Below are 24,165 nucleotides of genomic sequence, written 5' to 3'. Positions count from 1 at the left end.
ATCGGCTGATCGGAGCAACGGTCCCGCTTGCGCAGGGTTTCCGGCAGTACGGCGCATTCACGGTTTGTGCGCGCCGGCCGCCGCCGATGCAACCGCCCCGGCGCGTCATCCACCGCTCTCGCGTGGACTCCCGCGTCGGGATCGCGCAGGAGGGGGCGTTCACGGGAGGACCACCATGGTTCTGGAGATCGCGCAGATCGAGGTGAAGCCCGGCCACGAGGCCGCCTTCGAGGACGGCGTCGCCGAGGCGACCGCCCTGTTTCGCCGCGCCAAGGGCTGCCGCGGGATGGAACTGCACCGCTCGATCGAGACCCCCACCCGCTACCGCCTGATGGTCAAGTGGGAGACGCTGGAGAACCACACGGTGGATTTCCGCGGCTCGCCCGACTTCCAGGCCTGGCGGGCGCTGGTGTCGGATCACTTCGCGGCCCCGCCCGCCGTCGAGCACACGCAGACGACGGCGGCGGGCTTCTGAACGGTTGCGCGCCTTCGGCCGTTGACCTCTGACGGTTGACTCGGCCGAAGGCGCCCGCATGACCCAGGATCGCGACCGACAGGACGACGAGGACGGCCTCGCGAACGATAGCCTCGCCAGCAGCCGACGTCCGGCCGGCCGCGCGCCGGACGGGCCGGCCCCGCCTGCCCACCCGGCCGGCACGCCGCAGGGCGAGAGGATCGCCGACGAGCAGATCCCGAAGGAGTAAGGCTTCGCCGCAGGTGACAGGGCGGGGCTGGCGGTCTACTCGCGGAGAACGTGACGCTTCTCTGACGGCAAGTCCCCGCCCATGGCCCACCGTCCCCTGCGCATCGGCACCCGCAGCAGCCCGATGGCGCTCGCCCAGACCGGCATGGTCCGCGACCGCATCGCCGCGGCGCATCCGCACCTCGCCGCGCCCGGCGCGATGGAGCTGGTGCCCGTCACCACGGTCGCCGACAAGGTGCTGGACCGGCCGCTCTCGGCGATCGGCGGCAAGGGTCTGTTCACCAAGGAGCTGGAGCAAGCGCTGCTCGCCGACGAGGTCGACATCGCCGTCCACTCGATGAAGGACGTGGAGACCTGGCTGCCGGACGGGCTCGTCATCGCCTGCATCCTGGCGCGGGACGATCCCCGCGACGCCTTCCTGTCGCTCAAGGCGGAGAGCCTCGACGCGCTGCCGCCGGGCAGCCGGGTCGGCACCTCGTCGCTGCGGCGCGGCGCCCAGGTGCTGATGCGCCGGCCGGACCTGCGGATCGTGCCCCTGCGGGGCAACGCCAACACCCGCATCCGCCGGTTGGAGGAGGGGGCCTGCGACGCGACCCTGCTCGCCATCGCCGGGCTGGAGCGGCTCGGCCTCGCGCATCTCGCCCGCGACGTCATCCCGGTCGAGACGATGCTGCCGGCGGTGGCGCAGGGGGCACTCGGCATCGAGTGCCGGGCCGGCGATAGCGAGATCATCGCCCTCCTCCAGGCCGTGGCCTGCCCGCAGACGACGATCGCGGTCTCCGCGGAGCGGGCGCTGCTCGCCGAGCTCGACGGCTCCTGCCGAACGCCGATCGCCGCGCTGGCGCGGATCGAGGGCGACGCGCTCACCCTCGACGGGCTGCTGTTTCGGCCCGACGGCAGCGCGCAGTGGGGCACCCGGCGCAGGGGCCCGGCTGCGGAGGCTGTGGCGATCGGGCGCGAGGCGGGGGCGGACCTCAAGGCGCAGGCGGGCGAGACCTACCGGACCGAGCTGCAATAGGAAACCTGGCGCGCCGGAGAGCCCTCCCCCCTCTGCGGGGGAGGGTGGCCTGCGGAGCAGGCCGGGAGAGGGGCCGGCGCGACGCTCTTCCAGGGAGCGCTCGTCGAAAAAGTTCAGGCTTCTCCGGCACCGGGGATCCCCTCTCCCGCCCCGCTCCGCGGCGCACCCTCCCCCGCAAAGGGGGGAGGGTTGGGGCGGCGCTCCACCGTCTACTCCAGCCGCACCACCACGCTGTCGCTCGCGCCGGTCGCGTCCATCACCGAGATGCGCACGAATCCCGCTCCGTCCGGCTGCCACTCCGCCTGCCGGCGGGCCGCCTCGGGGAGCGGCAGGCTGTTCACCATCCAGGTCAGCGGAAGCGTGCCGCCGAGCGCCTTGAGAGCGAGGCCGGCCGGTGCACCCTCGGTGAAGCCGACATCCACCCGGGCGCCGTCCGGCGGATAGGCGATCTTGAGGGCCGCGCCGGGCGCCTCGCCCACCACCTTCGGGGCATCCCGGCGGAGATGGCGCAGGGGCGGCGGTAGGCCGGCCGTGGTGGTGATCAGGGCGTCGCGCACCGCGGCCACTGGCTCCGGCTCGCCGCCGTAGCGCGCGAAGGCGTCGAACAGGATCGGCGCGGCCGCGATCCGCCCCACCAGCCCCGGCACGCTCGCCCCGTCCGGCCGCCCGACCCAGACACCGATCGTCACGCGGCGGTCGAACCCCACCGCCCAGGCGTCGCGGTAGCCGTAGGAGGTGCCGGTCTTGTAGGCGATGCGGTTCGGCAGGGCGTTCTCGGGCGGGGGCGTGCCGCGCAAGGTATCCGCCACGTACCAGGCCGCGACGGGCTCGGCGATGCGCGGCGGGTCGCGCGGGGGAGGGGGATCGGTGTCGAGCCGGCGCACGAGGTCGGGCACCGGGCCGCCCCGGGCGAGGCCGGCGAAGAGCCGCGTCAGGTCGGTCAGCGTGATGCCGAGCCCGCCGAGCGCCACCGGCAGGCCGGGCGCGGCATCCCGCGGCAGCGCGATCCCGGCGCCGGCTGAGCGCAGCCGGGCGATGAAGCGGGCCGGCCCCACGAGGTCCATCAGTTCCACCGCCGGGACGTTGAGGGACATCTGCAGGGCGCGCCGCGCCGTCACCGTCCCCTGGAAGGTAAGGTCGAAATTCTCCGGCGCGTAGGAGGCGCCGAAGCGCGAGGGCCGGTCCTCGATCAGCGTCTCCGGATGGGCGAGACCGAGTTCGAAGGCGAGCGCGTAGACGAAGGGTTTCAGGGCCGAGCCCGGCGAGCGCAGGGCGCCGGTCATGTCGATGGCGCCCGCCCGGGCCGCATCGAGGTAGCCCGGGCTGCCGACCTGCGCCCGCACCTCGCCGGTCGCGGTGTCGAGCGCCACGATCGCCGCGGACAGGCCCGGCCCGAGGGAGGCCGCGCGCTCGGCGGCGAGCGCTTCGAGGCTCGCCTGCAGGCGGGCGTCGAGGGCGAGGCGGTGCACGGGGCGGCCGGGGGCCTCGGCCAGGGCCGCCTCGGCCGCGTGCGCCGCCAGCATCGGGAAGGGCCGGCGCTGGCGCGGCACCGGCTCGGCCCTGGCGGCGGCGGCCTCGTCGGGCCGGATGGCGCCCCGCGCCGCCGCGAGGTCGATGACGCGGTCGCGGGCGCGCTTGGCCACCTCCGGGAAGCGGTCCGGGCGACGCGCCTCGGGGGCTTGCGGCAGCGCCACCAGCAGGGCGGCCTCCGCGAGCGTCAGGCGCCCCGGCTCGTGGCCGAAATAGGCGAGGCTCGCGGCCCGCGCCCCTTCGAGCGGCCCGCCATAGGGTGCCAGCGCGAGGTAGAGGCGCAGCACGCCCTCCTTGCCGAGCCGGCGCTCCAGCGCGACCGCCCGCACCATCTGCCGCAGCTTGGCGGCGAGCGAGCGCTCGGCCCGCGGCTCGACGAGGCGGGCGACCTGCATCGACAGCGTCGATCCACCCGAGACGATGCGGCCGGCGCGCAGCCACTGCCCGGCGGCGCGCAGCAGCGCCCCTGGATCGATGCCGGGATGCTGGTGGAAGCGCCGGTCCTCGTAGGTGGTGAGCAGGGTGAGGAAGCGGGGATCGATCGCCTTCGCCGCGAGCGGCAGCCGCCAGCGCCCGTCCGACGTCGCGAAGGGGCGCAGCAGCGTGCCGGTCCGGTCGAGGACGACGACCGAGCGGGCCTCGGCGGCGGCGAGATCGAGGGGCGGCAGCTGCCGGACGAAGTCCGCGAGCAGCCCGGCGCCGGTGAAGATGAGAGCGGCGGCGCCGAGGGCGGTACCGCGCAGGCTACGGGCGATAGGCATGAGCTGCGGGCGGCACGCGAAGCGTGACCCTCCCCCCTCTGCGGGGGAGGGTGCCCCGCGGCGAGTGCGAAGCGTTCGTGCGCGCGGCGGGAGAGGGGAACCACGGTGGAGAAGAGGGCGGAACCGTGGTGACGCGCGCCACATCCGGAAACGTGGTTCCCCTCTCCCGCAGAGGGGAGAGGGTCCGCCGTTGTGCTCCGCCCCTCACCGCGGTGCCCCCACCTCCATCGCCCCGAAGGCGGTCCGCCCGTAGCGGTCGGGGCGGTACATGTCCTCCACACTCGCGGCCGGATGGACGTAGCGGCCCGGCGTCACCGCCCGCACCGTGTAGGCCACCGTGAAGAAGGCCGCTTGCGACGGGTCGCGGTCGTAGGCGGCCACGAAGCGGTCGTCGCGGAACTCCGTGTGGGTCGGCTGCACGTCCGACTTCACCCAGGACAGGGCCGAGACCGCGTCCGCGTCGAGGAGTTTCGGGTTGTCGATCTCCAGCCCCGCCGGCAGGCGGTCGACGAGGAGAAGCCGCGCCGCACGCGCCTTGTCCTCCGTCACCTTCAGCACCACCACGAGCCGGTCGTTCTGGCGCACCTGCGCGAGATCGACCGGCGACCCATCCAGGCGATGGTAGCTGCGCTCGACATTGTAGCCCTTCGCCTCCGGCGGCTCGGGGGCGATCGGGCTGCCTGCGACGCCGAGCACGAGCTGGGCCGTCATCGCGCCCCGATTGGTCACCGTCACCGGCTTGGCGTCGAGGTCCCGCGCCCGAAAGGTGCGGTAGAGGGGACCGGTCCCCGCCACGCCGTCGACCGCGAAGGCCATGGTCTCGGCCTCCTTGCTCAGCCCCTCGGCGGCGAGCACCATCCAGGCGTTCTCCTGGGTGCTGGTGACGCGGCTCGTCCCCCGCTCCTCGCCGACCACCGCGCCGAGCGGCGCGATGGTGTCGCGCGCGAAGCCGGTCTCGGCCGCGAGCGCGATCAGCCCGGCGCCGTCGCGCAGGCGCGAGCCGTAATCCGGTCGGTAATCCGCCTTGTCCTTCTCGGCACGGAGCGCCGTGATGGCCGACTCGAAGGCCTTCTGCGCCCGGCCGCGGTCGCCGAGCAGCGCCAGCGCCGCCGCGATCTGCCCGCGGGCGAGCGGCGTCGTGAAGTCGGAGAGCTTCGTGTCGGCGAGGTAGCGCAGGTCGCCCATCACCGGGCGGCCGTTGCGGGCGAGCACGTAGGCCGCGTAGGCGAGGTCCATGCCCCCGCCGCCGACCTCGTTGGTGTTGGCCACCGCGTTGCGCAGCCGGTCGAGGGCGAGCGTGAAGGCGGTCTGGGGCACCGCGAAGCCGCGCTCCCGCGCCCGGGTCAGGAAGTCGGTCACGAAGGCGTCGAGCCAGATGTCCTCGGCGCCGCTCGCCGACCACAGGCCGAAATTCCCGCTCGCGTCCTGGCGCGACAGCACCCGCTCGATGGCGCCGCGCACCCGCTCGTCCACCGCGTCGTCGAGGGCGAGCCGGTCCAGGGAGGCGAGGCGGTTCACGTAGAGGAGCGGCATCGCCCGGCTCACCGTCTGCTCGGTGCAGCCGTAAGGGTAGCGGTCGAGGGCCTGGAGCAGGGCCGGCACGTCGAGGCCCGAGAGCGGCGCGGCCGAGACCGAGACGGAGCCTGTCCCCGGCAGCATCTCGGCGAGGAGGTCGTTCGACAGGGTCACGCTCGCGCCCGGATCGAGCGGCCGCACGGAGCGGCGCAGCAGAGCCCCGGTCCCGGGCTGGACCGCGAGCGCGAAGCTCTGGCCTGCCGCCCCGTCGAGGCCGGGGCCGGTCAGCTTCAGGTCGATCCGGGCGAGGCCGGGACCGGCTGCCGTGACCGGGATCTCCACCGCGCCCCGCTGCCCGGCCTCCAGCCGCAGCTTGCGCGTCAGCGCCTCGGCCGGCACCAGGACCGGCCCGGCGAGGTCGAGATCCACCGCGTAGTCGCCCGCAGGCCCCTCGACGTTGTCGAGGGCGACGTGGAGGCGCGAGCGGTCGCCGACATTAAGGAAGCGCGGCAGGGTGCCGGTGAGCACCACGGGGTCGCGCACGATCACGTCCGCGGCGGCGGAGCCGACCCGCCCGGCGGTCCAGGCCGTCACCATCACCCGGGCGGTGCCGTTGAAGGCCGGCAGCGGGAACACGACCTCCGCCCGCCCGTCCGGCCCCACCGTCACCACGCCCGAGTAGCGCGCCAGGGGCTCCTGGGTCGGGGGCGCGTCGGCGAGGTCCGGGGCGCCGCCGTCGCCGCCCGAGCGGATCGCCCCGAGCGTGCCCTGCATGCCGTCGATCAGGTAGCCGTAGAGGTCGCGGATCTCCGCCGAGAGGGCCTTCTGGCCGAAGAAGAACCCGAACGGGTCGGGCGTCGCGTAGCGGGTCAGGTTGAGGATGCCGACATCGACCGCCGCCACCGTCACCCGCGCCTCCTCGCCGGGCTTCAGCCCCGCGAGGCGGATCGGCAGGCGCAGCTCCCCGCGGGGGCGCACCTTGGCGGGCGCCTCGACGGCCACGTCGAGGCTGCGGGCCGGGCGGTCGACGGAGAACCAGGCGAGGCCGAGCGCCCGGCCCGGCAGGCGCTTGGCCGCCTGGTCGAGGGGCCGGTAGGCGGTGGCGACGAGGTAGGCGCCCGCGCCCCACTCCGCCTTCACGGGGATCTCGACCGACGTGCCGCCCGCCTTCACGTCGAGGGTGCGGATCTCCTGCACGCGGTCGCTCACCACCGCCACCGTGGCGGTGCCGGAGAAGCGCGGGTTGAGCCGGGCCTTCAGCGTGTCGCCGGAGGCGTAGGCGGCCTTGTCGAGGGTGAGGTCGAGGAGGTCGGGCGCGTCCGCGCTCTCGGTCCCGCCCCAGCCGACCGTGAAGCTCACGCTCGCCGCCTGCAGGTTCGGCGCCTGCACCTCCAGCCGGTAGGTCCCGAGTTCCACCGGCGCGGCGATCCGGGCCGGATTGTCGGCCGCGAGGTCGATCGCGCCGTTCGCCACCTTGCGGCTGGTCTTCACCGCCTCGAAGGACCAGCGGCCATCGGCGCGGTACCATTGATAGGTGCGCTCGACACGCTTGAGCGTCCAGGTGGCGCCGCGGACCGCCAGCCGGGTGCCGTCGGGCTGCGCCGCTGCCACATCGAAGGTGGCGCTGCCGCCCTCGCGCAACTCGCCGAAGGTCTTCTTGACGGCGACGACGGGGCCGGCGGGCAGGATCGGCAGGGTCAGGCTGCGCTGCACCGCCCGCCCGCCCGGCTCGCCGACCTGCAGCGAGATCTTCGCCTCCAGGGGGCGGGGGGCGCTGAGCGGCGGCACGGGTGCGCGGAGTGTCGCCTTGCCCTGCGCGTCCGTGGTCACCTTCTCGTCGATCTCGGCCGTGGTCGGCACCACGCTCTCGTCGTCGAGGCCGATCGCGTAGCCGTCGAGGCCCTTGATGCCGCTTCCCGTCGCCGCCTGGACGGCGACGCTCCCGCCGATCTGCAGGTTCGCGCCCGGCGCCCCGTAGAGGAACCGGGCCGCCACGTCGATCGCCGCCGGCTGGCCGGCCGCCAGCGCCGGCGTCTTCGGCGTGAGCGTCACCTCCAGCCGCTCGGGCACGTAATCCTCGACGAGGAAGCTCGCCTCGCCGACCGGCGCCGCCTTGGGGTCGGTGTAGGCGGCGACCCGCCACGTCCCGGCCTGCGCGCCCGAGAGCAGCGCCAGCGGGAAGGCGCGCCCGCCGAGCCCCGCATCCGCCACCGCGGCGCGGCGGTACTCGACCCCGTCCGGCCGCTTGACGACGAGCGTCAGGGGCAGGCCGGTGATCGCCGCCCCCCGGGCGTCGCGCAGGAGCGCGGTGAGCTGCACCGTCTCGCCCGAGCGGTAGACGCCGCGCTCGGGGAAGACGAAGGCCTCCGCGGCCACCGGGGCGGGCCGGCCCTTCACGCCGCGGTCGGCGAGGTCGAAGGCGCCGAGCGACAGGTCGAGGAAGCCGTAATCGTCGCCGAGGCGCGCCACGACGAGGCTCGGCGCCGTGCCGCCCTCGCCCCGCGCCAGCCCGGCCTCGAAGGCGGCGTGGCCCTGCGCGTCGGTGGTGCGGGTGCCCAAAACCTCGTTGTTGCGGGCGACGAGGCGGATCTCCGCTCCGGCCACGGTCGTCGCATTGGCGAGCGAGCGGGCGAAGACGTGGACCCCGTCCGGGCCCTTGAGGGCGGTGAGCCCGAGGTCGGAGACCACGAACCACTGCGTCGCCTGGGTCTCGTAGCCGCCCGATTCGTCGTCGGCCAAGGCCGCGATGCCGCTCGGCTGCGCGGTCATGATGTAGAGGCCGGGTTCCACCTTGCCGAGGGCCTGCAGCACCGGGAAGGCGGTCACGGTCTCCTGGTTCGGCTCGGCCTTGGCCGCGTCGAGGGTGCCCTTCCAGACCCGCACGCCCTTCTCGCGGGCGATGGTCCGGGCGGTGGCGCCCGAGAGCTGCGCCAGGAACTCCTCCGAGCGCAGGGCCGGGAGCAGGCCGCGGTCGCCGATGCGCAGCACCTCGACGTCGAGCTTCGGCGCGTTCACCGAGACGAGGGGCACGCCCGCCTGGCCGGTGCGCGGCAGCACGTAGTTGCGGCCGGTGAACCGCACCTGGGGCGAGCGGTCCCGGACGTAGATCTCGTAATCGGCGGATGTCCGCAGAACCTCGTCGGGGAGAGCGGAGGACAGGCCCTGGCGCAGCACCATGGCGTAGCGCTCGCCGTGCTTGAGCCCGTCGACGCAGACCTGCTGCCCCTCGGCCGTGACGGCGGCGTTCGCCGCACCCGACACCGCCACGAAGGGCGCGAGGTCGGTCTTGGTCGAGAGCGCCTCCGAGAAGGTGAAGCAGACCCGCGGCGCCGCCGCGTCCGAATCGACCTTGTAGTCGGTGATGCGGAATCCGTGCTTGTCGCGCAACTCCTCGTAGCTGCCGCGGATCTCCGCATCGTCCGCGAGCGCGAGGCTCGCCTTGTAGGCGTCGAGCGCCGGGCGCCAGCTCTCCTGCTCGGCGAGGACCCGGCCGAGGAGCGCCAGGGCCTTGGCCTCGTCGGCCCGCCCGGTCGCGCGCTGGTAGGCCAGGTAGGCGCCGGCCCGGGCGCGGCGGCGCAGGCGCTGGTTCTCCTCGTAATCGTCGTTCTCGACCCCGTTCGCGGTCTCGGCGAGGGCGTACCAGTTGCGCCAGTCGCCGGGCTCGGCGGCGATCGCGCCCGCATAGGCGGCGAGCGCCCCGTCGTTGTCGTCGTCCTTGAACAGCCCCTCCGCCTCGCGCCGCCACTGGGCGGCGGGCTTGCGCGCGTTGGAGGCGGTCTCGTCCTTGATCTCGGCCTCGAGCCGCACCGCTTCGCTCGCGAGGTTCGGCCGCGCGAAGCTCTTGGGCGTGGGCGCGAGGGCGGAGGGAACCGGGCGCGGCGGCTGCGGCGATTGGGCGACGGCCGGAACGGCGAGGGTCAGCGCCAACGCGAGGGCGGCCGCGAGGCGCCCCGTCCGGGTTGCTGTCGACATCGTCTGGCCTCGTGCGGCTCACGGTCCCGGTCGCGGAGCCTATCATTTGGGCGCGCCGCCGCAACGCTCGGCAGGCTTCGGCTGGATGACGGCGGCGGCTTCTGCCAAGCTCCCGACCCTCCTCCGGAGCCCGCCGCCCATGCCGCGCCGCCTCGTCCCGCTCCTCGCCGCCCTCTCCCTCCTGCCCGGTGCCGCCTCGGCCCAGCAGCCCGCCCCGCGTCCGGCCGCTCCCGCCGCGAAGCCTGCGCCCGCCCCGGACCCTGTCTTCGAGGCCGCGCGGGCGGGTTTCGAGGCGCGGCCCGAATCGGAGCGCCGGGCGGTACAGGATTCCCTGGTCTGGGCGAGCGACTACAACGGCGTGACGACGGGCAGCTTCGGCCGCCGCACCTTCGAGGCGCTCGCGGCCTGGCAGGGCCGCAACGGCCTCGACCCGACCGGCCTCCTCGACGACCGCGCCCGCGCGCGGCTCCTGGCGGCCGGCCAGGCGGCCCGGCAGGCGGCGAAGTTCACGCCCCAGACCGATTCGGCGACGGGCATCGCGCTCGGGGTGCCGGAGCGGCTCCTGGCAAAGCGCAGCGCGCTGCCGAACGGCACCCGCTGGCAGAGCCAGGACGGCCGCGTCACCCTCGACACCAAGGGGTTCAGGCCGGGCGAGACCGATCTCGACGCCCTGTTCGACAAGGCGGCCGCGGCGACGCCCGACCGCAAGGTCACCTACAAGCTCAAGAAGCCCGACTTCGTGGTCGTCACCGGCGAGACGGCGCAGGGGAAGTTCTATATCCGCTACGCCTCCGGCCCTTCGGGTCTCCGCGGCTTCTCGCTCGCCTACGACAAGGCCCTGGCGCCGGAGGTCGACCGGCTGGTGATCGCGGTGGCGAACAGCTTCACGCCCTTCCCGGCGGAGGCGGCCCCGGTCGCGGCCGCACGGGCGCCCGAGCCGCCGCCCGCCCCGCAGGCGCTCCCGGCCGGCCCGGCTGCGACGGGGCTGGTGCTCGGGCCGAAGCGCGTCGTGACCGCGGCGGCCGCCCTCTCGGCCTGTTCGGCGCCCACGATCGCCGGCGCGCCCGCCCGGGTGCTCCGCCAGGAGGGCGGGCTCACGCTCCTCGAACCGGAACGGCCCTTCCCACGGAGCGCTCCGCTGCCGCCGCTCGCGCCCGCCGCCCCGGCAGCGGGCGCGGATGTCGTGGTGCTCGCGGCGGGCCATGAGGGTGGCCCGGACGCGGCGCCCGGGGCGGCGGGGGAGGGCGGGGTCCTGGCCCCGCTCCAGCCGGGAGCGGCCGGGGCGCCGGTGCTCGATCGGGCGGGGCGCCTCGTCGGGCTGGTGGCCCGGATGCCGGCCGGGGCACGGCTCGTCGCCGGCCTGATGCCGCCGATGACGCATCCGCTGATCGGATCCGACGCCCTGCGACGCCTCGCCGAACAGGAGGGGGTCGCGTTCGCGGCGGCGGGAGGGGCGGATGCGAGGAGCACGGGGGCGGTGGTGGCGCCGCTTGCCGGGGCCGTGGTGGCGGTGCAGTGCCGGGGGTGAGGTGCGGGTGGGGTTTGAGCCCTCTCCCCTTCGCGGCAGGGCTGTCCGGGGAAGATCCAAGGCTCCCTGAAATGCGCCTTGGCCTCCAGAAACGGCTGCTTCTTCAACACTCTACAATATTCAGCACGCGCGGGATCCCCTCTCCCGAGTGGGAGAGGGGTAGGGGTGAGGGACGGACGGTTCAGCCAGTAAACTCAACCGTCGAGCTGCCAGCGGCACGGCTCAGTTTTCTTGCTGAGACCGAGCCACCCTCACGCGGGATCTTCGATCCCCCGACCCCTCTCCCACTCGGGCTAGCGGATTCACAGAACGCGAGAAATGCAAACACGGCAGATACTTGCGTCGACGCACGACGGTTCCCGGGTGGGGCGCGGGGAACCCCTCTCCCGTGCGGGAGAGGGGCAGGGGTGAGGGTCCAGGTGGTTCCGCAAGTATTCTGAAGTGTCCCGCTGCCAGCACGACCGTCTTCGCTTGATGACGGCAGGGTCCGGGACCCTCACCCCTACCCCTCTCCCGCACGGGAGAGGGGATCCCGCGGGTCTCCTCGGTTCCGTTCAAGCAACTGCGAAAGAAGCGCTTCTTTGATGCCGGGAGGCGAAGTGTGAACACGCTAGCCCACTCGGGAGAGGGGAGACGTGCCTCACCTTGTCCACGGACAGCCGTGTCGCAGCGGGGGAGTCGCGCCTCACCCCCGCGCCAGCGCCACCGCCGCCTCCGTGAGCGCCCCGTCCGGCCGGATCAACTCGGTCAGCACCGAGAAGTGGTCGTGCCCCGCCAGCGGCAGCAGCGACCCAGTCAGCCCGGCGGCGCGCCACGCCGCCGCGTACTCCGTCGATTGCCGGCACAGCTCCGGCAGTTCCGCCGCCCCGTAGGCCACCGTCAGGGGACCGGCCTCCGCCGGCAGGTGGCGGATCGGCGACAGCGCCTCGACCTCCGCCTCCGTCAGGGTCAGCGCGTCGTTCAGGTTCGTGCCGCGGATCGGTGCGAGGTCGAAGACGCCGCTCACCGCGAGCCCCGCATCGGCCTCGCCGCGCGACAGGGCGAGCGCCGCGAGGTGCCCGCCCGCCGACCAGCCCGACACGACGAGCCGCCGCCGCACCCCGCGCTCCGCATCGTGCCGACGGAGAAAGGCGAGGGCCGTCCCGACCTCCGCGGCGATCCGGGTCAGGCTCGCCTCCGGCGCCAGCGTGTAGCCGATCAGCGCCACGTCGAGCCCGCGGGCGAGTGGACCCTCGGCCATGCAGGCGAAGCCCTCCTTGGCGTTCCGCTGCCAATAGCCGCCATGCAGGAAGGCGAAGAGCGGCGCCTGCGCGTCGCCGCTGCGGAAGAGGTCGATCCGCTGCCGCGCCTCGGTGCCGTAGGCGAGGTCCAGCTCCTCCGGATGCGCCTCGCGGAAGGCCGCGCTCCGCTCCCGCCAGCCCGCCACGGTCTCGGCGCTGCCGGCCACCGCCGCCGAATTGTTGTAGGCCGCGCTCAAGGTCTCGCGGTCCCAATTTCTCCAGGTCTCAGCCATCGTCCCCCGTCCCGAGATACCAGTCGAGGATATCCCGGCCCTGCCAGAACAGCACGTCGGATCGCTCCGCCAGCGCGTCGAGCAGCCGCTCCACCACGCCGATCCGGTGCGGCACGCCCGTGAGATAGGGGTGGATCGCGAAACCCATCACCTTGGCGCCGCCGAGCGGCCCGTCGCTCGCGGCCTCGGCCGCGAGTCGCTCGACCTGGGCCAGCGCGCGGGCGAGGAATTCCTCCGCCGGCTGGTGCTGGATCGCCAGGACCGGGATGTCGTTGAGTTCCACCGAGTAGGGCAGCGTCACGAGCGGGCCGTGCCGGGTGGCGAGCCGGCAGGGCCGGTCGTCCATCGGCCAGTCGCCGACGTAACGGATCCCCGCCGCCGCGAGGTGGTCGGGCGTGTCGAGGGTCTCGGTGAGGCCGGGGCCGAGCCAGCCGACGGGCGAGTCCCCGGTGAAGCGCCGGATCGTCTCGACGGTGCGGGCGATCATCGCCGCCTCGTCCTCGACCCTGTGCGTCGGCACCTGGTGGAAGCCGTGGCCCATGAATTCCCAGCCCGCGTCGCGCGCCGCGCCCGCCACCCGCGGATAGGCCGCGCAGACCGAGCCGTTGATCGACAGGGTCGGGCGGATCCCGCGGCGCCCGAAGGCGTCGAGGAAGCGCCAGAACCCGACCCGCATCCCGTATTCGTGCCAGGCCCAGTTCGGGATGTCGGGGAGCAGCACCGCGCCCGTCGGCGCCACCAGCACCTGCCGGGGCATCGGATTGTCGATGAGCCAGTGCTCCACGTTGACCACCGGCCAGATCGCGACGCGTTTCCCGCCCGGGAGCGACAGGCGCGGGCGGTCGACCGCCGCCCGGTAGGCGAGGCGGGCCTCGGGACGGCGGGGATCCTGGCTCATGCGGCCCGTCTGGCGTGGTGGCTGTGGAGCTGGCCGGCGAGCATCCGGCGCAGGTCGTTGAATTCGGGGCTCGACACGTCCCGGCGGCGCGGCAGCGCGATCTCGTGCACGGCCTCGATGCGGCCGGGACCGGGCGACATCATCACCACCCGGTCGGCGAGGAACACCGCCTCCTCGATCGCGTGGGTCACGAACAACACGGTCAGCCCGGTGCGGCTCCACAGGTCGAGGAGTTCGTCCTGCAGCCGCTCGCGGGTCATCGCGTCGAGCGCGCCGAAGGGCTCGTCCATCAGCACCACCTCGGCCTCGTTGGCGAGCACCCGGGCGATCGCCACCCGCTGCTTCATGCCGCCCGAGAGCTGGTGCGGATAGGCGTCGGCGAAACGCTGGAGCCCCACCACCTCGATGTAGCGATCGACGGTGTCGCGCAGCTCGGCGGCCGGACGGCCGCGGGATCTCGGCCCGAAGCCGATATTGTCGCGGACGGTGAGCCAGGGAAACAGGCCGTAATCCTGGAAGACCATGCCGCGGCCCGGATCCGGCCCGGCGATGGGCTTGCCCCACATCAGGGCCTGCCCCTCGCTCGCCGCCTCGAAGCCCGCCACGATCCGCAGCAGGGTCGACTTCCCGCAGCCCGAGGCGCCGAGCAGGCAGATGAACTCGCCGCGCCTGACCGTCAGATTGGCGCCCCGCAGGGCGTCGACGCGGCGGTTATTCGTCGTGAAGGTCTTCGAGACGTCGCGGATGTCGAGGATCGGCAGCGTCGGATCAGCCATGGCTGGGGCTCCAGGCGAGTAGGCGGCGGCCGATCAGGGTGACGATCCGGTCCGAGACGAAGCCCGCCACCCCGATCACCACCATGCCGCAGATGACGATCTCGGTGCGGGAGAGCTGGCGCGCCTCCATGATCATGGCGCCGAGGCCGGTGGGCACGCCGGTCATCTCGCCGACCACGATCACCACCCAGGCGAAGCCGAGGCCGAGCCGGAGCCCGGTGAAGATCGACGGCAGGGCGGCCGGCAGCACCACGCGCACGAACTGCGACGAGCCCCGGCAGCCGAGCATGGACGCCGCCTCGAACAGCCGCGGCTCGACGGAGCGCACCCCGAACACCGTGTTGACGAGGATCGGGTAGAAGGCGCCGAGGAAGACCAGGAAATAGGCCGAGCGCGGCCCCAGCCCGAAGAGGATCATGGCCAGCGGCAGCCACGCCGTGACCGGCACCGGCCGCAGGATCTGGAAGGTCGGGTCGAGGAGCTGGCGCACCAGCGGCACCCGCCCGATCAGGAGCCCGAGGGGCAGCGCGGCCAGCACCGCGAGGCCGAAGCCCCCGAGCACCCGGCTCACGGAGGCGACGAGGTGCGTGAGCAGCGTGCCGCTGAAGGCGTCGTCGTTGATCCCGCCCACCGCGAGGTCGCGCAGCTCCGTCCAGACCTCGGCGGGCGGAGGGATCAGGCTGTAGGGCCTGTCCGCCGTGGCGAGGTGCCAGACGAGGCCGAGCGCCAGCGGGAAGGCCAGCGCCAGCAGCGTCTCGCGCAGGCGGCCGAGGGGGAGGGAGGGCCGGCGCAGGGCCGCCTCCGGCGCGGCCGGATTGGCCGCCGGGGAGAGTTCGGCGGTGCTCACGCGGCCCTCATCGCGTCCACGAACCGGGTGTCGATGAAGCTCGCGAAGTCGGGCAGGCGCTTGATCTGCTTGAGCGCCAGCATGTGCTCCGCGTACGCCTTGGCCTGGCGCACCTCGGTGTCGCCGAGCTGCCAGGTGAGTTCGACGTTCGGGGCCGAGACCTCGATCGCCTCGCGCTTCTGGCCGAGCTTCGCCACCGCCATCGCCACCATGGCGTCGCGGTTCTTCGCGGCGTACTCGGTGCCCTTGCGGTGGATGTCGAGCATGGTGCGCACGAGGTCGGGCTTCTCGGCGAGCGTGTCGCGATGCGCCCCGAACACCATGTTGAGGGCGCCCATCTCGGTCCCGTAGGGATACTCGACGAGGCTGCCGATCCCGGTCGAGAGGCTCACTCCCGGTCCCGGCTCGGCGCCCACATAGGCGTCGACGTCCCCGCGGGCGAGCGCGATGTGCATCTCGCTGAAGGAGACCCGCACCGGCGTGATGTCCCGGACGCTCATGCCCTCCTGGCGCAGGCGCTCCAGCACGAAGACCTCCTGGGTCGAGCCGGGCCAGATCGCCACCCGCTTGCCCTTGAGATCCTTGAGGCTCGCGAGGCCCGCATCCTTCCGGGCGATGATCGCCATGCCGCGGTTGCAGGCCGAGGCGATGACGACCAGGGGCTCGCCCGCCGCCGCGCCGAGCGTGGCCGCCGCGATGCCGAACATGCCGAAATCCACCGACTTGGTGACGACGGCGTTCTTGCACTCGGTCGGGCTCTCGAAGGGCACCACCTCGACCCGCACGCCGGCGGGCGTGAACTGGTCGTAGAAATGCGGGGCGATCGAGTGGATGAGCTTCAGCGACCCCATCCGGATCACGGTGGGCGCCTGGGCGCGCAGGGGCAGCGGGCTCAGCACCCATCCGGCGGCGAGGCCGGTCAGGACATCACGGCGGCGCATCATGGCGGCATCCCGGAGAAGGCGATGCGGACACGCTAGTGCGCCCCCGTGTTGCAAGCGAGTGCTGGATTTCGATTGACCCGTTGCGACTTCGGCAACACCTTTCCCGCACGCGAGCATGACTGGCCATGAAGCACCTGCGCACGCTGTCCTACGTCGCGGAGATCGCCCGCAGCGGCTCGATCCGCCGGGCCGCCGAGGTGCTGGCCATCACGCCCTCGGCCCTGACGCGGCAGGTGCAGGACCTGGAATACGAGCTCGGCACGCAGATCTTCGAGCGGATCGCCCAGGGCATGCGGCTCAACGCGGCGGGCGAATTGCTCGTGCGGCACATCCGCGACCAGCTCGCCGACCTGGAGCGGGTGCGCTCGCAGATCGCGGACCTCTCCGGCGTGCGCCGCGGCCACGTGGCGCTCGCCTGCAGCCAGGCCTTCGTGAACCAGGTGGTGCCGGAGGAGGTGGAGCTCTACCGGGCGCGCTTCCCGCAGGTGACCTTCGCGGTGCAGGTGCGCGATCACGTCCAGGCGGTGGCGGCGCTCACCGCCTTCGAGGCCGATCTCGCCCTGGTGCTGCAGCCGCCGCCCTCGGCGGACCTTCAGGTGCTGTTCGCCTGCCGGCAGCCGGTCTGCGCGATGGTGCGGGCCGGGCACCCGCTGGGGCGCGAGGCCGGACCGGTGCGCCTGCGCGACTGCCTCGCCCACCCGCTCGCCCTGCCGGACCGCTCGCTGGCGCTGCGCCACCACCTCGACGGGGCGCTGGCGCGGACGGGCGCCCCGCGCCCGGCGATCGAGTCGGGCTCGCTCGAATTCCTGCGCGGGCTGGTCCTGCGGGAGGACGTGGTGAGTTTCCAGGTGCCGAGCGGCATTCCGGACGACCCGCGCCTGCGCGCGCGCGCGATCGATCCCCGCGACCTCGACACGATGGCGATGATCCTCGGCCAGCTGCGCGGCCGCATGCTCCCGGTGGCCGCGGCCAAGTTCGCCGACCAGCTCGCGAGCAGCCTCAACCGGCGCTACGGGGCCGGCGAGGCCGCTCCGACCGCCGCCGGGACGGCGGGCCGGTAGGGGGGCCGGTCAGCGCTGGAGGATGGCGTGGGCCTGCTCCGCCATGGTGCGGACGGTCTTCTCGAAGGCCTGGAAGGCGGGGGTGGCCTTGTCCCAGTTGTGGGCGCTCACGCCCTCGACGACGCCCGCCGCGTGGCGCTTGGCCTCGGCCAGGGCCGCCACCAGCCCGTCGAGCGGCGCGCCCGCATAGGCCGGATCGGCCTTGAGGGACTGGGCCAGGGCCGGCAGGTCGACGGTGTCGAAGGCCGCCTCCGCGGGCGTGGCCGGGCGCAGGCCCACCAGCACCATGGCGAGGCGGCGCTTCCAGGCCGCGAGGTCGGCGGGCATCCGCACCAGCCCGTAGGCCGGGAGGTCGCGGCGGCCGGCCGCGTCGAGGGTCTCGCGCGCCATGGCCTCGGCCCGGCCGAGCTGGTTCATCAGCCCGTCGATCTCCTGGCGGGTCTTCTCGGTCTTGGCCGCGACCTGCTGCACGCCGGACGAGATCTCCTGCGTCGCCGATTGCTGCTGGCCGAGCACGTCGGCCAGGGCCCGGATCCCCTCGGCCGAGCCGGCGACCGCCTGGCCCTCCTCCAGGATCCGCGTCCCGACCCGGCTCACCGCCGCCGTGCCGGAGGCGACGGCCTGCCGGCTCTCGGTCACCGCGCCCTGGATCGCCGCGAGTTCCTGCAGCAGCGCCGCGAGGCGCGTGCGGATCTGGTCCGTCGCCCGGGCGGTCTGCCCGGAGAGCTGCTTCACCTCCGCGGCCACGACGGCGAAGCCCTTGCCGGCCTCGCCGGCGCGAGCCGCCTCGATCGTGGCGTTGAGGGCGAGGAGGTTGGTCTGGCTGGAGATCGCCTCGATGGCCCCGGCGATCTCCTGGATCTGCTGGGCGGCGCCCTCGAAGCCGCGCAGGCGCTGCTCCATCTGCACGGCGCCGGCCTCGATCACCTCCATGGTGCGGGTCGCCTCCCGCATGTCGGCGGCGCAGCCGGCGATGCCCGTCCGCGCCCGCTCGGCGAGGTCCGCGCTGCCCTGGGAGCGGGTCCAGAGTTCCCGCGTGGAGGCCGCGACCTCCTCGACAGCCGCCGCCATCGTGCTGGTCTGCCGGGCGACCTCCGAGGCGTCGTGCGTCATCCAGACCAGGATCGTGCCGGCCTCGGAGGCTTCCGCCGAGATCCGGGCGCCGAGGGCGAGGTCGCCGGACGCGGCGCGGCGGCTGCGCTCGACGAGCCGCCCGAGCGCCGCGCCGATCCGACCGCCGAGCGAGGCGGTGCTGCCGGAGGCCGCGGCCTCGTCGAGGAGATTGGCGATGCGATCCTCGGCGGCGGCCGGCGCTTCGGTGGTGGCGGTGGGCTGCGGGCGTGACGGGCGGAGGGCGCGGAACATCGGGAGGGACTCGCAGTTCGGTCCCACCGTTGTCGTCCGAGGCAGTTGCCGCTCCATTAACGCGCTGTGACCCCAATGGCCTATGCCTTTAGACGGTCGTGATCGGTATTTCGACAGTCAACCCCACCTTACGTATCGGGCTTCCCTTCGCGCGAGGTGGCATCGGCTAAGCAGAATCTTATGGCGATGCCGCTTCGACAGCAACGTCTCGGGTCGCTCGCGACGATAGAGGGAGCTGAACGCATCTATCGTATGGTTGGAGTGCAAATGGAATGGGCACTCTTGTTTTGCGTGCCTGAGATACTGAAAAGGCCCGATCTCGGTTCGAGATCGGGCCGGGAAGGGGGCGTGTCGGAGGTGCGGGTGGAGCCGCGCCTCCGACCATGCTCGATGGATTGCTCGCCGCCGGCTCCGTCGCCCTGAACGACGGAACTCGGCTTCGCTCGGGCGCGGACCGGGCCGGCGGGACCGTGCCCGAGCCGACCGGTCGATCCACCGGCTACTCGCCGCTGATCGCCGCCTTGGTCCGGGACCACCATCCGGCGCGCTTGGGGCGGTCCGGGTCGGGCGGCGTCAGCACCACGGCGACCGGCTCGGGCTCCGGGGCCGGCGGGGCGGCGGGTTCGGGCACCGCCCCGAGCGAGGGCTCCTGGATCGCCGCGGCCCTCGCGGCTTCCCGGTCGACGGCGGAGAGATCCGGCGTCTCGATGGGGCCGGCCGACGCGACGGCCTCCGGGGAGGGACCGCTGATCTCGCCCACGGCGACGATCTCCTCGGCCAGCGCGTCCTGCGCGAGGCTCCCGCCCGCGGGGCCAGTCTCCGCGGTCTCGTCCTCCCGGATCACGACCTCGTCGCCGATATGGACGACCTCCTCGTCCTGAGCCTCGTCCCGTGTCTCGTCCTGGGCGTCGGCCGGCAGATCCTGGCGGTCGCGGCTGCGCCCGCCCCGGCGACCGCGGCGGCGGCGGCGGCCGGCGCCCTCGTCGGCGTCCCGGGCCGCCTCGCCGCCCTCGGTGATCGGGATCGAGATGGCGCGCTCCGCGGCCCCGAGCTCGACATCGGTCTCGGCCTCGCCGGGCTCGTCGCCCTCGGCCTCGCCACCCTCCGCGTCGCCGGCCTCGACGGTGTCCAGCTCGCCGCGCCGGGCGTCGCTCCGCCCGCGGCGGCGGCGGCGACGGCGGCGGCGACCGCCGCCCTCGCCCTCCTGACCCTGGGCCGCGCCCTCGCCCTCGGTTTCCTCGTCCCCGCCCTCGGCCTGGTCGAGAACCTCCTCGTCCTCCTCCTCATCCTCCAGCGGCGGCGGCTGAACGGCCTCCGCGCGGATGCTGGTGACGGGCTGACGCGTCTCCGGCGGGTGGGCCGGCTCGCCGCGGTCGAGGTGGAAGGCGGAGGTCGGGGGCAGCCGCTCGTCGGCCGAGACCGTGAGGGTGACGCCGAACCGCGTCTCCAGCTCCCGCAGGTGCACGCGCTTCTGGTTGAGGATGTAGAGGGCGACGTCCGTGCGGGTGCGCAGCACGAGGTTGTGGGTCGCCGACTTGATGAGCGCCTCCTCGATGGCCCGCAGGATCTGCAGGGCGACCGACGCGGTGGCGCGCACGAAGCCCGAGCCGCCGCAATGCGGGCACGGCACCGAGGAGGATTCGAGAACACCCGTGCGGATGCGCTGGCGCGACATCTCCAGGAGGCCGAAGGGCGAGATCCGCCCGACCTGGATCCGGGCGCGGTCGTCCTTCAGGCACTCGTTGAGCTTGCGCTCCACCGCCCGGTTGTTGCGCTTCTCCTCCATGTCGATGAAGTCGATGACGATCAGCCCGGCGAGGTCGCGCAGGCGGAGCTGGCGGGCGACCTCCTCGGCGGCCTCCAGGTTCGTCTTGAGCGCGGTGTCCTCGATGTCGTGCTCGCGGGTGGCGCGGCCCGAATTCACGTCGATCGAGACCAGGGCCTCGGTCGGGTTGATCACGAGGTAGCCGCCCGAGCGCAGGGAGACGTGGTTGGAGAACATCGCGTCGAGCTGCTGCTCGACGCCGTAGCGGGCGAAGAGCGGCGTCGGGTCGCGATAGGGCTTCACGACCTTGGACTGGCTCGGCATGAGCATCCGCATGAAGTCCTTGGCCTCGCTGTAGGCGTCCTCGCCCGCGACCAGAACCTCGTCGATGTCCTTGTTGTAGAGGTCGCGGATGGCCCGCTTGATCAGCGAGCCCTCCTCGTAGACCAGCGCCGGGGCCGAGGAGGTCAGCGTCAGCTCCCGCACGCTCTCCCACAGGCGCATCAGGTACTCGAAGTCGCGCTTGATCTCCGGCTTGGTGCGCGAGGCGCCGGCCGTGCGCAGGATGACGCCCATCCCCTCCGGCACCTCGAGGTCCTGGGCGATCTCCTTCAGGCGCTTGCGGTCGGCCGCGCTGGTGATCTTGCGGGAGATCCCGCCGCCCCGCCCGGTATTGGGCATCAGCACCGAGTAGCGGCCGGCGAGCGACAGGTAGGTGGTGAGGGCCGCGCCCTTGTTGCCGCGCTCCTCCTTGACGACCTGGACCAGGATGACCTGGCGGCGCTTGATCACCTCCTGGATCTTGTAGTGGCGGCGCGGCGCACGGGGCCGGTCGGGGATCTCCGCGAGCGCGTCGCCGTGGCCGCCGACCTGCTCGACGACGATCTCCTCCTCGTCGTCCTCGTCCTCCTCGTCGTCCTCCTCCTCGTCGGAATCGTCGGACGGTTCGGCCCGGGCCTCGGCGTCGTCGTGCTCGGCCGCGTGCTCGTCGTGCTCACCGTCGTCGTGCTCGCCGTCGTCGTGATCCCCGGCGACGTGGTCCTGGACGTCGTGGTCGTGAGCTTCGTGATCCTGGGCTTCGTGATGCCGCGCCTCGTGATCCGGGTCGCGGTGATCCTGCGTGTCGTCCTGCGCGCCCCGGCTCTCCGCGGCGGCATCGTGCGACTCTGGTTCGACGACGGCTGCCAGCTCGGGCGCGGCCGCAGCCGGCGCCGCCTCGTCCTCCTGCGCGGTCGCCGCGGCCGGGGCCTCGGCCGCAGTTTCGGCCGCCGCAGCGGGCGCCTCGGACGTGGCCGTCGCGCCGCCCGCGACCGGTTCGGCCGTCTCCACCGGCTCGTGCGCCGGCTGGGACTCGGCCAGGACCGCCTCGGCGGACGGCTCACCCGCGGGCGGCGCGGCGTCGTCCGGTGTACGCTCCGGCGTCACCGAGGCGGTCTCGGCCGCCGGGTTCTCGCCGTCCTCCGCCTCCAGCCCCTCGGCCGGCACGCTCACCACGGGGTCGGGCCGGGCCGAGGCGGCCTCGGCGCGCCGGCCCCGCCGCCGCCGGCGGCGGCGCTCGTCGGGCTCGCGCTCCGTGCGCTCCGGCCGCTCCTCGTGCTCGCGCTCGGCCTGCGCGTCCTCCTCCAGGAGGGCGAGGCGGTCGGCGATCGGGATCTGGTAGTAGTCGGGATGGATCTCGCTGAAGGCGAGGAAGCCGTGCCGGTTGCCGCCGTACTCGACGAAGGCGGCCTGCAGCGACGGTTCGACCCGCGTGACCTTGGCGAGGTAGATGTTGCCGCGCAGCTGGCGGCGGTTAGCAGCCTCGAAGTCGAATTCCTCGACCTTCGAACCCTTGACCGTCACCACCCGGGTCTCTTCCGGGTGGGAGGCATCGATGAGCATCTTGTTGGCCATGACGTACTTTCGGCATGGCGATTGGCGGCAGCAAAGCCCGACCGAGCCGGCCCGGCGGTGACGCCGGCCTCCGGAAGGCTCTCATGGGCCGCGATCCGGGGATCGCGGCGGCTGATCTCGTGCTGGGATTGCCGTCAATCGCCGCTGCGCGCGTCCTCACGCGCGAGGGGTTGACCACGGCCGGGGGCAGGGAGCGCGGAAGGGCGCGACGCCGGATGCGCGCGCCAGGAGCGTCAGCAACGGAACCCGAAGCTGTGCGTCCGCGCATTCTCCCACCGACCTCTCGAAACGACGGGCCGGCGCTCGCGGGGAGGCCGGCCGGTGATGAAGTGGCAGCGACGGCTCTCTCGCGAGAGCGCGTCACCGCCGCGAAGGCGACACCTGCCCGGCTCGGGGCCGAAAGGTCTGGCGGAAAGCCGGCGACGGACCCGGGCCCGGGCTCGCAACGAGACCGGATGGGACCGTGGGCCGCGACGCAAACCGGCGGCGACGGGCGGGGTCAGTACCAATACAGAGTGTTGATCCGGATTTGCAAGGCGAAACGCGACGATCGGTCCGTGGCGGCGATCCGGGCGCGATGCCCCGGCCTGTGACCGAGAGGCAACATCCTCGCGCGGCGGCACGCGGGAGCTTTGCCGCGCGTTAACCATGGCGCGGTTATCGCGTAACCGGACAGGGTCCGACCGATTCGCCTCGATTCCATGCCGACACGCGCCGCCCGCTTCGCATCGAGCGCCGTCCTCCGGGCGGGGGCGGCCCTGTGGCTGGCGCTCGTCTGGGTCCTCGTGCCCGGCTCCCTCCTCGTCCCCGGGACCGCGCGGGCCGGCGAGCCGCCGGCCGTGGCGATCGCCGCGGAGGTCGGGGCCGCGCCGGAGGGCGGCACCCGGATCACCGTGGTCCTGTCCCGGCCCGTCGCCGCGAAGGCCTTCGTGATGGAGCGACCGGACCGGGCGATCGTCGATCTGCCCGAGGTGAATTTCCAGCTCCCTCCCGAGACCGGGCGGCGGCGGGAGGGGCTGATCGCCTCGTTCCGGTACGGGCTGTTCGCGCCGGGCCGCTCGCGGATCGTGATCGACCTCGCCCAGACCGCCACCGTGGCGCGGGTCGCCAGCGCCCCGCACCAGCGCGACGGGGCGACTCTCCTGACCATCGACCTCGCCCGCATCGACCGCGACGGGTTCCGGCGGGCCGCCGTGGCGCCCGAGACGCCCCCCGCGCCGGCGCCGGTCGCCTCCGCGCCGGGCGATTCCCGGCCCCTGGTCATCGTCGATGCGGGCCATGGCGGCACCGATCCGGGCGCCATCGCGGCGAACGGCGCCTTCGAGAAGGACATCGTCTTCGGGGTCGCCCGCGACCTCGTCCGGCGCCTGGAGCAGGGTGGCCGGGTGCGGGTGCGCATGACCCGCGACGGCGACGTCTTCGTGCCGCTCGGCGAGCGGGTGCGCATCGCCCGGGAGGCGCGGGCCGACCTCTTCGTGTCGATCCACGCGGATTCGATCTCCGCGGCGCCGCAGGTGCGGGGCGCGACGATCTACACCGGGTCCGAGAAGGCGACGGACGCGGAATCCGCGCGCCTCGCCGACCGCGAGAACACGGCCGACCAGGCGGCGGGCGCCGACAGCGCCGAGGGGCCGGGCGACGTCGCCGACATCCTCCAGGAACTCACCCTGCGCGAGACCCGCGGCTTCTCGGCCCGGTTCGCCCAGGGGCTGCTCGGCCAGCTCGACCGGGTGATGGAGATGAGCGCCAAGCCCCACCGCGAGGCGGGATTCCGCGTGCTGCGCTCGCCCGACGTGCCCTCGGTCCTCGTCGAACTCGGCTACCTGTCGAGCAAACGCGACCTCGATCTGCTGCTCTCGGAGGAGTGGCGCGCCACCGTCACGGCCCGGATGGCGGCGGCGATCGAGACCTTCTTCGCGGCCCGCTCCGCCCCGCCTCCGACGACCGTCGCGCGCCGGACCGCGCAGGGCATCGCCCCAGTTTCACCATAGATCCCGTGTGGATGAGCGCCTGTCGGCGCCTCGATTCCCCAGGCCTCCGGGCCGCGGCGCGCCTCTCGCCGAAGCGGCGCGATGG

General features: G+C 73.6%; 15 protein-coding genes. 6 read left to right on the top strand and 9 right to left on the bottom strand.

Annotated elements, in window-relative coordinates:
* Nucleotides 1–175 precede the first annotated feature (175 nt).
* The 3 genes from ACW9J6_RS27810 (at nt 176) to hemC (ending at nt 1,721) form a co-directional block, all read left to right on the top strand.
* Nucleotides 176–475 (top strand): antibiotic biosynthesis monooxygenase family protein, encoded by a 300-nt coding sequence (locus ACW9J6_RS27810; RefSeq protein WP_457119588.1) that lies wholly within the window; start codon nt 176–178, stop codon nt 473–475.
* A 58-nt stretch (nt 476–533) separates the two neighbouring features.
* Nucleotides 534–704, top strand: coding sequence for a hypothetical protein (locus tag ACW9J6_RS27805; RefSeq protein WP_457119587.1), 171 nt, complete (start codon nt 534–536; stop codon nt 702–704).
* Between the two features lie 81 nt (nt 705–785).
* Entirely contained in the window at nt 786–1,721 is a 936-nt protein-coding gene (hemC, locus tag ACW9J6_RS27800) for a hydroxymethylbilane synthase (RefSeq protein ID WP_457119586.1), read from the top strand.
* 209 nt (nt 1,722–1,930) lie between these two features.
* On the opposite strand, the gene pbpC is transcribed toward hemC, so the two are convergent.
* Both pbpC and ACW9J6_RS27790 read right to left on the bottom strand, forming a co-directional pair.
* Complete coding sequence (pbpC, locus tag ACW9J6_RS27795) at nt 1,931–4,012, bottom strand: penicillin-binding protein 1C (protein ID WP_457119585.1); 2,082 nt, start codon at nt 4,010–4,012, stop codon at nt 1,931–1,933.
* 204 nt (nt 4,013–4,216) lie between these two features.
* Nucleotides 4,217–9,499 (bottom strand): alpha-2-macroglobulin family protein, encoded by a 5,283-nt coding sequence (locus ACW9J6_RS27790; RefSeq protein ID WP_457119584.1) that lies wholly within the window; start codon nt 9,497–9,499, stop codon nt 4,217–4,219.
* Between the two features lie 139 nt (nt 9,500–9,638).
* On the opposite strand from ACW9J6_RS27790, the gene ACW9J6_RS27785 reads away from it, so the two are divergent.
* On the top strand, nt 9,639–11,027 hold the full coding sequence (locus ACW9J6_RS27785; RefSeq protein ID WP_457119583.1) for a peptidoglycan-binding domain-containing protein: 1,389 nt from the start codon (nt 9,639–9,641) through the stop codon (nt 11,025–11,027).
* Nucleotides 11,028–11,712: 685 nt separating this feature from the next.
* Here ACW9J6_RS27785 and ACW9J6_RS27780 read toward each other — a convergent pair.
* Genes ACW9J6_RS27780 through ACW9J6_RS27760 form a run of 5 tightly spaced genes read right to left on the bottom strand, consistent with a single transcriptional unit; the run spans nt 11,713 to nt 16,005 of the window.
* Nucleotides 11,713–12,540, bottom strand: coding sequence for an alpha/beta hydrolase (locus tag ACW9J6_RS27780; protein ID WP_457119582.1), 828 nt, complete (start codon nt 12,538–12,540; stop codon nt 11,713–11,715).
* The gene (locus ACW9J6_RS27775) at nt 12,533–13,438 is read right to left on the bottom strand and encodes a polysaccharide deacetylase family protein (RefSeq protein WP_457119581.1); all 906 of its coding nucleotides are present in this window, start codon (nt 13,436–13,438) and stop codon (nt 12,533–12,535) included. Before ACW9J6_RS27775 ends, ACW9J6_RS27780 begins: the two co-directional genes overlap by 8 nt.
* On the bottom strand, nt 13,435–14,214 hold the full coding sequence (locus ACW9J6_RS27770) for an ABC transporter ATP-binding protein (protein ID WP_457119580.1): 780 nt from the start codon (nt 14,212–14,214) through the stop codon (nt 13,435–13,437). The genes ACW9J6_RS27775 and ACW9J6_RS27770 overlap by 4 nt, the downstream gene beginning before the upstream one ends.
* Nucleotides 14,207–15,061, bottom strand: coding sequence for an ABC transporter permease (locus ACW9J6_RS27765; protein ID WP_457119579.1), 855 nt, complete (start codon nt 15,059–15,061; stop codon nt 14,207–14,209). Before ACW9J6_RS27765 ends, ACW9J6_RS27770 begins: the two co-directional genes overlap by 8 nt.
* Nucleotides 15,058–16,005 (bottom strand): ABC transporter substrate-binding protein, encoded by a 948-nt coding sequence (locus ACW9J6_RS27760; protein WP_457119578.1) that lies wholly within the window; start codon nt 16,003–16,005, stop codon nt 15,058–15,060. The genes ACW9J6_RS27765 and ACW9J6_RS27760 overlap by 4 nt, the downstream gene beginning before the upstream one ends.
* Nucleotides 16,006–16,130: 125 nt before the next feature.
* Between ACW9J6_RS27760 and ACW9J6_RS27755 the strand changes: the two genes are divergently transcribed.
* Nucleotides 16,131–17,066 (top strand): LysR family transcriptional regulator, encoded by a 936-nt coding sequence (locus ACW9J6_RS27755; RefSeq protein ID WP_457119577.1) that lies wholly within the window; start codon nt 16,131–16,133, stop codon nt 17,064–17,066.
* Between the two features lie 9 nt (nt 17,067–17,075).
* Here the strand turns inward: ACW9J6_RS27755 and ACW9J6_RS27750 are convergent, their stop codons facing one another.
* Complete coding sequence (locus ACW9J6_RS27750) at nt 17,076–18,431, bottom strand: methyl-accepting chemotaxis protein (RefSeq protein ID WP_457119576.1); 1,356 nt, start codon at nt 18,429–18,431, stop codon at nt 17,076–17,078.
* Nucleotides 18,432–18,930: 499 nt separating this feature from the next.
* Nucleotides 18,931–22,089 (bottom strand): Rne/Rng family ribonuclease, encoded by a 3,159-nt coding sequence (locus ACW9J6_RS27745; RefSeq protein WP_457119575.1) that lies wholly within the window; start codon nt 22,087–22,089, stop codon nt 18,931–18,933.
* A 701-nt stretch (nt 22,090–22,790) separates the two neighbouring features.
* Between ACW9J6_RS27745 and ACW9J6_RS27740 the strand changes: the two genes are divergently transcribed.
* The gene (locus ACW9J6_RS27740) at nt 22,791–24,080 is read left to right on the top strand and encodes an N-acetylmuramoyl-L-alanine amidase (protein WP_457119574.1); all 1,290 of its coding nucleotides are present in this window, start codon (nt 22,791–22,793) and stop codon (nt 24,078–24,080) included.
* Nucleotides 24,081–24,165: the final 85 nt, after the last annotated feature.

Source organism: Methylobacterium sp. JK268 (assembly GCF_054052225.1).
This window is presented reverse-complemented; position numbering and strand designations above follow the sequence as displayed.

Bases quoted from the DNA above. Each gene is read 5' to 3' on its own strand.
- ACW9J6_RS27810 (WP_457119588.1), top strand. From the start codon at position 176: ATGGTTCTGGAGATCGCGCAGATCGAGGTGAAGCCCGGCCACGAGGCC.
- ACW9J6_RS27805 (WP_457119587.1), top strand. From the start codon at position 534: ATGACCCAGGATCGCGACCGACAGGACGACGAGGACGGCCTCGCGAAC.
- hemC (WP_457119586.1), top strand. From the start codon at position 786: ATGGCCCACCGTCCCCTGCGCATCGGCACCCGCAGCAGCCCGATGGCG.
- pbpC (WP_457119585.1), bottom strand. From the start codon at position 4,012: ATGCCTATCGCCCGTAGCCTGCGCGGTACCGCCCTCGGCGCCGCCGCT.
- ACW9J6_RS27790 (WP_457119584.1), bottom strand. From the start codon at position 9,499: ATGTCGACAGCAACCCGGACGGGGCGCCTCGCGGCCGCCCTCGCGTTG.
- ACW9J6_RS27785 (WP_457119583.1), top strand. From the start codon at position 9,639: ATGCCGCGCCGCCTCGTCCCGCTCCTCGCCGCCCTCTCCCTCCTGCCC.
- ACW9J6_RS27780 (WP_457119582.1), bottom strand. From the start codon at position 12,540: ATGGCTGAGACCTGGAGAAATTGGGACCGCGAGACCTTGAGCGCGGCC.
- ACW9J6_RS27775 (WP_457119581.1), bottom strand. From the start codon at position 13,438: ATGAGCCAGGATCCCCGCCGTCCCGAGGCCCGCCTCGCCTACCGGGCG.
- ACW9J6_RS27770 (WP_457119580.1), bottom strand. From the start codon at position 14,214: ATGGCTGATCCGACGCTGCCGATCCTCGACATCCGCGACGTCTCGAAG.
- ACW9J6_RS27760 (WP_457119578.1), bottom strand. From the start codon at position 16,005: ATGATGCGCCGCCGTGATGTCCTGACCGGCCTCGCCGCCGGATGGGTG.
- ACW9J6_RS27755 (WP_457119577.1), top strand. From the start codon at position 16,131: ATGAAGCACCTGCGCACGCTGTCCTACGTCGCGGAGATCGCCCGCAGC.
- ACW9J6_RS27750 (WP_457119576.1), bottom strand. From the start codon at position 18,431: ATGTTCCGCGCCCTCCGCCCGTCACGCCCGCAGCCCACCGCCACCACC.
- ACW9J6_RS27745 (WP_457119575.1), bottom strand. From the start codon at position 22,089: ATGGCCAACAAGATGCTCATCGATGCCTCCCACCCGGAAGAGACCCGG.
- ACW9J6_RS27740 (WP_457119574.1), top strand. From the start codon at position 22,791: ATGCCGACACGCGCCGCCCGCTTCGCATCGAGCGCCGTCCTCCGGGCG.